General features: G+C 46.0%; 7 protein-coding genes, 1 pseudogene and 2 other annotated features. Of the genes and pseudogenes, 6 read left to right on the top strand and 2 right to left on the bottom strand.

Annotated features, from left to right (window positions below):
• Positions 1-136 precede the first annotated feature (136 nt).
• The 4 genes and pseudogenes from Q5Y71_RS13300 to Q5Y71_RS13285 all read left to right on the top strand — a co-directional run bounded on the left by Q5Y71_RS13300 (position 137) and on the right by Q5Y71_RS13285 (position 4,491).
• A complete protein-coding gene (locus Q5Y71_RS13300) occupies positions 137-1,777 on the top strand; it encodes an amino acid adenylation domain-containing protein (RefSeq protein WP_306042609.1) in 1,641 nt (546 codons plus the stop codon).
• A gap of 24 nt (positions 1,778-1,801) precedes the next feature.
• Positions 1,802-3,118 carry a hypothetical protein gene (locus tag Q5Y71_RS13295; RefSeq protein ID WP_306042608.1) on the top strand — a complete coding sequence of 439 codons (1,317 nt, stop codon included), beginning with the start codon at positions 1,802-1,804 and terminating at the stop codon, positions 3,116-3,118.
• Positions 3,119-3,279: 161 nt separating this feature from the next.
• Positions 3,280-3,907 (top strand): annotated as a pseudogene (locus Q5Y71_RS13290) (IS3 family transposase); the annotation flags it as partial.
• Positions 3,558-3,673, top strand: a sequence feature (AL1L pseudoknot). It overlaps the preceding pseudogene by 116 nt.
• Positions 3,908-4,053: 146 nt before the next feature.
• Positions 4,054-4,491 (top strand): transposase, encoded by a 438-nt coding sequence (locus Q5Y71_RS13285; protein WP_306042606.1) that lies wholly within the window; start codon positions 4,054-4,056, stop codon positions 4,489-4,491.
• Between the two features lie 133 nt (positions 4,492-4,624).
• Here Q5Y71_RS13285 and Q5Y71_RS17615 read toward each other — a convergent pair whose 3' ends face one another.
• Together Q5Y71_RS17615 and Q5Y71_RS17610 are read right to left on the bottom strand one after the other, a co-directional pair.
• Positions 4,625-5,047, bottom strand: a complete 423-nt coding sequence (locus Q5Y71_RS17615; RefSeq protein ID WP_371877057.1) for an IS3 family transposase — start codon at positions 5,045-5,047, stop codon at positions 4,625-4,627.
• 51 nt (positions 5,048-5,098) lie between these two features.
• Positions 5,099-5,214 (bottom strand) — a sequence feature (AL1L pseudoknot).
• Positions 5,172-5,348 (bottom strand): hypothetical protein, encoded by a 177-nt coding sequence (locus Q5Y71_RS17610; protein ID WP_371877056.1) that lies wholly within the window; start codon positions 5,346-5,348, stop codon positions 5,172-5,174. (Overlaps the previous feature by 43 nt.)
• Before the next feature lie 189 nt (positions 5,349-5,537).
• Between Q5Y71_RS17610 and Q5Y71_RS17605 the strand changes: the two genes are divergently transcribed.
• Both Q5Y71_RS17605 and Q5Y71_RS13275 read left to right on the top strand, forming a co-directional pair.
• A complete protein-coding gene (locus Q5Y71_RS17605; RefSeq protein ID WP_371877058.1) occupies positions 5,538-5,804 on the top strand; it encodes a penicillin acylase family protein in 267 nt (88 codons plus the stop codon).
• Positions 5,805-5,845: 41 nt separating this feature from the next.
• Positions 5,846-6,886, top strand: a complete 1,041-nt coding sequence (locus Q5Y71_RS13275; RefSeq protein WP_306042605.1) for a DUF1702 family protein — start codon at positions 5,846-5,848, stop codon at positions 6,884-6,886.
• Positions 6,887-6,930: the final 44 nt, after the last annotated feature.

The raw sequence follows: 6,930 nt of genomic DNA, 5'->3' as shown, positions 1-6,930 counted from the left end.
ATTGACTGATTCCGGTATATTGGTATTTGGCTAGAAATATTAAAAAGCTTTATACAATACAATTCATCTGTTTTGATATTTTAGAATATTTAAATAGAGAGATTGCAATATTTTGAATGTGCCTTGGAGAATAAAAATGGGAATAATAAATCTCGATATTCGAAAAAATTTAGAAAATTCAGAGCAGCCTATTGAAGTTATTAAGGAAAATGGTCAATTTAATAAAAAAGCTTTGAATACTCTTCCAAAAGCAGATCAAGTTAAGTTTGAAGCATATGGTAAAGGGCCGGAAGTGAGCATTCTATATCAAATGATACATCAGGCTATTGAGTGTCAGGCTTTGAAGCAGCAAACTGCTGTTGCTGTAAAACATAAGCACCTAAAGATAACTTATGGAGAGTTGAATCGACAAGCAAATTGCATTGCAGAAAAATTGACTAAATTGGGAGTGGGTCCTGGTGATAATGTTGGTTTATTTCTGGAGCGGTCGATTTCTATGGTGGTTGGTATCCTTGGGATATTAAAAACCGGAGCCGCTTATGTTCCTCAAGATGTTAGAATCACTCCAAAGTCAACACTGTTGAAGATTATAGAAATAGCCAAAATCAAGGTGAATTTAACCTTATCACACCTGATCGAAAAAATACCATTCTCATATAATCAGATAGTTCTAACTATTGATGATATGGACAGGATCTCTAATGAGTGGAAAATAAGAAGCTCAGTGAAAAAGGGTGAGAGAAAGTTTAATCCTAATGCTAACTGTTTTATTCTTTTTACTTCTGGCACCACTGGCACTCCTAATGGTGTTCAGGTTACTCATGGTAATGTGTGTAATATCCTACTGTCTAAACCAGGCAGTTTAGGAATTAAACCGGGCTACAAAGTAGCACAATTATTGAACATCGCCTTTGATATGGCAGCGTGGGAGATACTGGGTTGCCTGGTCCACGGGGGTACTTTGATGATTAGGGGTAGCGATTTTACAGAAACTGCTCGACTGTGTGATGTGATCATTGCCACCCCAAGCATTTTGGCAAAAATTGATTCCTCTCTCTGTAATTCAACAAGTACCGTAGCAGTGGCAGGAGAGCCATGTCCAAAACCCCTTGCTGAGCAATGGGCGACCAAGTGTCAATTTATCAATAGTTACGGACCAACAGAAACCACCATTATTAATACGGCACAGCCTTATTTTTCTTGCCCTTACTCACTTACTGTAGGTAAGCCGACACCCAATAACACGGTGTACTTGCTTGATGAAAATCTTCAACCCTGTACGGTAGGTAGCGTAGGAGAAATCTGGGCTGGCGGAAAAGGCGTTACAGCTGGCTATATTAATAATAATGAATTGACGAGGGAGCGATTTCAGCCGGATCCATTCATCGCAAATGGTGGAATGATGTTTAGAACACGTGATCTGGGGCGTTGGAATGAAAATGGTGAGCTGGAATATTGGGGGCGAACAGATGACCAGGTAAAGATAAAAGGTTTTCGGGTCGAACTGGATTCAATTTCTACTGTTACTGAATCTGTTAAAGGATGTCAGCAAGCAGTAACGCTGAAAGTAAGTAATGAAAAGCTGGTGACATTTGTCACTCCTCAGAATGTAGATACTCAACACTGTATGGACACCATTAGTGCAACACTGCCATATTACTGTTTACCCTCTACTATTGTTGCCCTTTCTGAGTTTCCAATGACAGAAAGGGGTAAAATTGATAAACAGGCATTACGGGCTCAAATTCAAGCAAAAGTGGTGAGTCATTATTCATGATAAAAGAATAGGAGTGGTACCAAGATGGATGCGGTGATAGAAAAAATAGCTTTAGGCGTGAAACCGAGTCTGCTTCGGAAAATCCTACGACATCGTTACCTTGAACATTATAATCTTCTGTTTCTTTTAGTGTTCGCAGTGAATGCCGGGATATTTTGGTATGGATTTACTCAGGCAGATTGGTGGTCAAAACAGGGGGATAGTTTGCCGGTACTACTAGATTTGATTTTGGCTAATTTTGCAGTTGCTATCTTGGTGCGGCAACAATATGTGATCAACTTATTCTTCTGGATTGCAACAAGAGCCCCAGTCAGTTGGCCACTCTGGATTCGATGGCACCTAGCCAAAGTATATCATTTTGGAGGATTACACAGCGGCGGCACTGTGGGCGGAACACTCTGGTATGCTATTTATTTGACAGTTCTGGTCTACCAGCAAGACGATCCGTTGCCAAACACTTCCAAAAACCTTGTGATAGTGTCTTTTTTGCTTATGGCAGTACTTGTACTGATTGTCACCATGGCGTTGCCATTAGTTCGACGGCGTTTCCATAACCAGTTTGAGTGGGTACATCGATTTGGCGGCTGGTTGATACTTATTTTATTTTGGATACAAACTTGCCTGCTTGTCAATGGTATCTCCGATCTTATTCAGAGTCCCTCCTTCTGGGGGCTGTGTATTATAACATTTAGTGTGATTCTGCCTTGGTTGCGATTAAAAAAGGTGAAGATTGATATCGATTCTCCCTCTTCTCACGTGGCTCTGACACGTTTTGATCATGGCGTGACCCCTTTTGCAGGCTCTTCCACTGCCATCAGTCGAAATCCTTTGCTGGAATGGCATTCATTTGCCAATGTACCAGCACCAGGTGAGGATGGATTTCGACTGACAATCTCCCGAGCTGGAGATTGGACAGGCAGATTTATAGATGATAGGCCAAAACAGGTTTGGACCAAAGGAATTCCAACAGCAGGTGTAGCCAATATTGAAGTGTTGTTCAAGAAAGTGGTATATATAGCCACTGGTAGTGGAATTGGCCCCTGTTTGCCACACCTGCTGGCAAAAAAAGTGCCTGCAAGTTTAGTCTGGTCAGCCCGCAACCCTCGGAAAACCTATGGCAATATGCTCGTTGATGAAGTGCTGGATGCTGTACCTGATGCTTTGATATGGGATACCAGCAGCCATGGTAAACCCGATCTCGTTAAGTTGGCACTAAATACCGTTTTAAAAACTGGTGCAGAAGCGGTTATCTGTATTGCCAATCAGCCTTTGACTCAAAAGGTGGTGTACGAAATTGAATTACGGGGAATTCCTGCTTATGGGGCAATCTGGGATTCTTAATATCAATGGGCAAGTGTTAAATTTCTATTCACCTACAGAAGGGTGCATGTCTAATTTATTATTGAGCTGATTTTCAGAGCATTATTTTCTGAAAATCAAAATAATGGTTTCTGAATCCCCCCGGGTTTCTCGGAGGCTAACTTTCTTGAGAGAATTAGCCGATGAGCAAACGACCTGGATACTCTCCCGAGGTACGGGAACGCGCAGTTCGCATGGTGTTGACCGGCGAGCACGAGCATCAATCACGTTGGGCAGCGATCACATCTATTGCCTCCAAGATCGGCTGCACACCCGAGACCCTACGATTATGGGTCAACAAGATGGAAGTCGACAATGGTACTAAGCCCGTCACCACCAGCGGTGACGCAGCCCGTCTCAAAGAACTGGAGCGTGAAGTCCGCGAGCTGAAGCGCGCTAACGAGATCTTGCGCAAGGCTGCCGCTTTTTTCGCCCAGGCGGAGCTCAACCGCAAACCGAAGTAATGGTGCATTCATTGACCAGGAGCGTGAGGCGCACGGTGTCGAGTCAATCTGTGAGGTTCTGCCGATTGCACCGTCGACCTTCTACCGCTGCAAGCATCTACAAGCCAATCCAGAGCAACGCTGTGTGCGCGCTCAACGTGACGATGAGCTGAAATCTGAGATCCAGCGGGTCTTCGAAGAAAACCATCACGTCTATGGTGCTCGCAAGATCTGGAAGCAGCTTAACCGAGAGGATGTAAAGGTCGCCCGATGCACAGTTGAACGGTTGATGAAGGTGCTACAGCTGGAAGGCGTCCGAAGAGGCAAATTGAAAGGGCTGGATGAGGTTGAACGCGCAACCTTGACCCGGGTCGACTGGTTTAACCATCGCCGCATTCTTTGGCCAATTGGCGATATGCCTCCAGCCGGATACGGAAACCTGTATTATCAACAAACCGAGTCTGCCCAAGCGGCATGACTCAAATCAAATTGCCTCCGAGAAACCCGGGGGGATTCAATAAGCGGCTCGAGCACAAGCTAAGCGGCTACCTTGAGTTGGCAAGGCGTTGGTCCAACAATGGTGCCTTCAAGGTCACCCTGTTCAGGGACTTCCAGTACGCCGCTGGCACCTGGAAACAGGCGCAGCGGGGCATCGGCAAAGCAGAATACACCCGCGGTGGTTCCAACCCTCGTTTCATCACCACCAACCTGGAAGGGAATGGTGAAGAACTCTATCGGAAGCTCTACTGTGCCCGTGGCGATATGGAGAATCGCATTAAGGACCAGCAGATGGACCTGTTCGCCAGTCGTACCTCCTGCCACCGCTGGTGGCCGAACCAATGGCGACTGTTGCTCTCGGCACAGGCCTGGATACTGTATGAATATCTGCGCGAGCAGCTACAAGACACCTAACTTGGTAAAGCCTCGGTAGCCAGTTTGCGCAATCGCTTGATCAAAGTTGGGGCCGTGGTGATCAAGAATACGCGCCGCTTTCGCTTCCTGCTGCCAACATTGCTTCCTGGCAGAGAAATCTTCTGCAAACTGGCTACCCGTTTGGTACCGACGTAGAGTCTTGACGTGCTGCTCCCGGCACAGACAAATAACGGGGTAAGGGGAAGTTGTGTCCAACGCAGCCTGGATCGAACAAAACCTGTTCAAAGAGGATAAATTGCCAGCAAAAGTCAGCAGTTCCAGTTCCGCTCAGGCCAAAAGCATAAAATGCTGCGGTGTGAAGCTGGCCGTGCAAAATTCGGGCTAGCTCATCCGGGATAGTCGTAACACAGCGTTCGCCTCTTCGGACGCCTTCCAGCTGTAGCACCTTCATCAACCGTTCAACTGTGCATCGGGCGACCTTTACATCCTCTCGGTTAAGCTGCTTCCAGATCTTGCGAGCACCATAGAGGTGATGGTTTTCTTCGAAGACCCGCTGGATCTCAGATTTCAGCTCATCGTCACGTTGAGCGCGCACGCAGCGTTGCTCTGGATTGGCTTGTAGATGCTTGCAGCGGTAGAAGGTCGACGGTGCAATCGGCAGAACCTCACAGATTGACTCGACACCGTGCGCCTCACGCTCCTGGTCAATGAATGCACCATTACTTCGGTTTGCGGTTGAGCTCCGCCTGGGCGAAAAAAGCGGCAGCCTTGCGCAAGATCTCGTTAGCGCGCTTCAGCTCGCGGACTTCACGCTCCAGTTCTTTGAGACGGGCTGCGTCACCGCTGGTGGTGACGGGCTTAGTACCATTGTCGACTTCCATCTTGCGAAAGTTCAAACCGCGTGGAATGCAGATTGAAATTAAGTGTTGACTACAACGCACGTTTATAATTAGGATTGGGGTCTAATGGAAAAATAATTGTTGGTGCAAATGTATCAAAGAATAATAAAAAATAAATGATGGAAGTCTCACAACTATAAACTATTTCGCTCTCAGGTCTCCATAAGGAAGAGAAGATCAATATAGATCCTCTATAGCATTCCGAGCATCACGACTCAGAATGAAAACGGCTTATATTTCGTCATAAGCTATCTTCATGCTCGGGATCGCCTTTGGCAGTTGGAGGTTCGGAGATATTTGGTCTATGGCATTCTGAGTGAGATATCTGGTGAAAATACTATGCGACGGGATAGCTGGATTCACATATTGGGCCAATATCGTGCTTTTGAAAGAGCATTTTCTCATTTGAGCAAAGAAGACAAGCGCTCGCTGGAATCCCAAAAAGAATATTGAGCCTAAACAATACAAATAAGAAAATAATATGGATATGAACGATGTTTATTAGTGCAGGGATCTTCATTAAAGTCATCTTCGGACAGCCGTTGAGTGAAGCAGACTTCAAAAGACGGGGCTTTAACTTGAACAGTCGTTCAAGAGATAGACTGGAACTGGTCGCAAAAACAGTTTTACGTGCCTATAACACCGCCCTAGAGGAGGGCTATTCATCGCGCCTGGTACAGTCATTTCGAGCAACGAAACCAGAACTGAATGGATTTTATAGCGAAGGTTTGGCGATGGGACTGTTTTTACGTGATGCCATTAGCTTTTTCCGACGCAATGAGTTTTTTGATTTTATACAGAATGAAGGAGCGCCGCACAGTTATATGGCTTGTGTCGGAGCTGGATTAGCAGTGGGTGCAGTAGGTTTTCCTTACAAGCGTTTTATGGATAGATTGAGCCCGCTATATGGCAGTTTGGTTATTAACGGGATTGGTTTTTACCATACCTACTTCAAGTCTCAAGCGAGCGTTTTTGAACAATATCTGCCCAAATCATTTGTCTCCAAAACCTCTGCTAATCCAGCATCGGGTAACCATTGCCTGGCTCAGTACTATGCCGGTGCAGGCCGAGCTCTTTGGTTTATTTCCGGTGCTGATCCGCATTCTATAGAGCAATGTCTTCTGCACTATCCCGAGTCCGCTCGTGCTGACCTCTGGTGTGGTATTGGCCTGGCCTGTGCTTATGCGGGAGGTATAGATCGGGCGGGAATTACCTCATTGGTCGCGATTGCGGAGAAGGAGCACTACCAGACTGCACTGCAGGTTGGATCGGCACTCGCCTGCCATACGCGAATTCGGGCTGGTAACGCGGTAGAGCATAACGACTTGGCTGCAAACTGCCTGAGTAACCTCAGTGCAAATCAACTGCATACAATCGCCATGAAGGCAATGGAAGGGCTGCAAAATATTGCAGAAATTGGGGAAAAATCGAGTTGGAATATATGGCTGGAACGTATGGCCACAGCGCTATCAGGGGAAAGAGACGATTGCGCTTCTCAGGACAAACAAGTTAAAAAAATAGCCAGTGTGGAGTAGGGAGTGATGATGAGCCGCGTAGTTGCCATTTTTATATTTTTTTC

Origin of the sequence: Microbulbifer sp. 2205BS26-8 (assembly GCF_030731025.1) — a bacterium.
Classification (GTDB): Bacteria; Pseudomonadota; Gammaproteobacteria; order Pseudomonadales; family Cellvibrionaceae; genus Microbulbifer; species Microbulbifer spongiae.
The sequence above is the reverse complement of the archived record's forward strand: the minus strand, read 5'-3'. Positions and strand labels throughout refer to the sequence as shown.

Coding starts and splice junctions, on each gene's coding strand:
- Q5Y71_RS13275 (WP_306042605.1), top strand. CDS start 5,846: ATGTTTATTAGTGCAGGGATCTTCATTAAAGTCATCTTCGGACAGCCG.
- Q5Y71_RS13300 (WP_306042609.1), top strand. CDS start 137: ATGGGAATAATAAATCTCGATATTCGAAAAAATTTAGAAAATTCAGAG.
- Q5Y71_RS13285 (WP_306042606.1), top strand. CDS start 4,054: ATGACTCAAATCAAATTGCCTCCGAGAAACCCGGGGGGATTCAATAAG.
- Q5Y71_RS13295 (WP_306042608.1), top strand. CDS start 1,802: ATGGATGCGGTGATAGAAAAAATAGCTTTAGGCGTGAAACCGAGTCTG.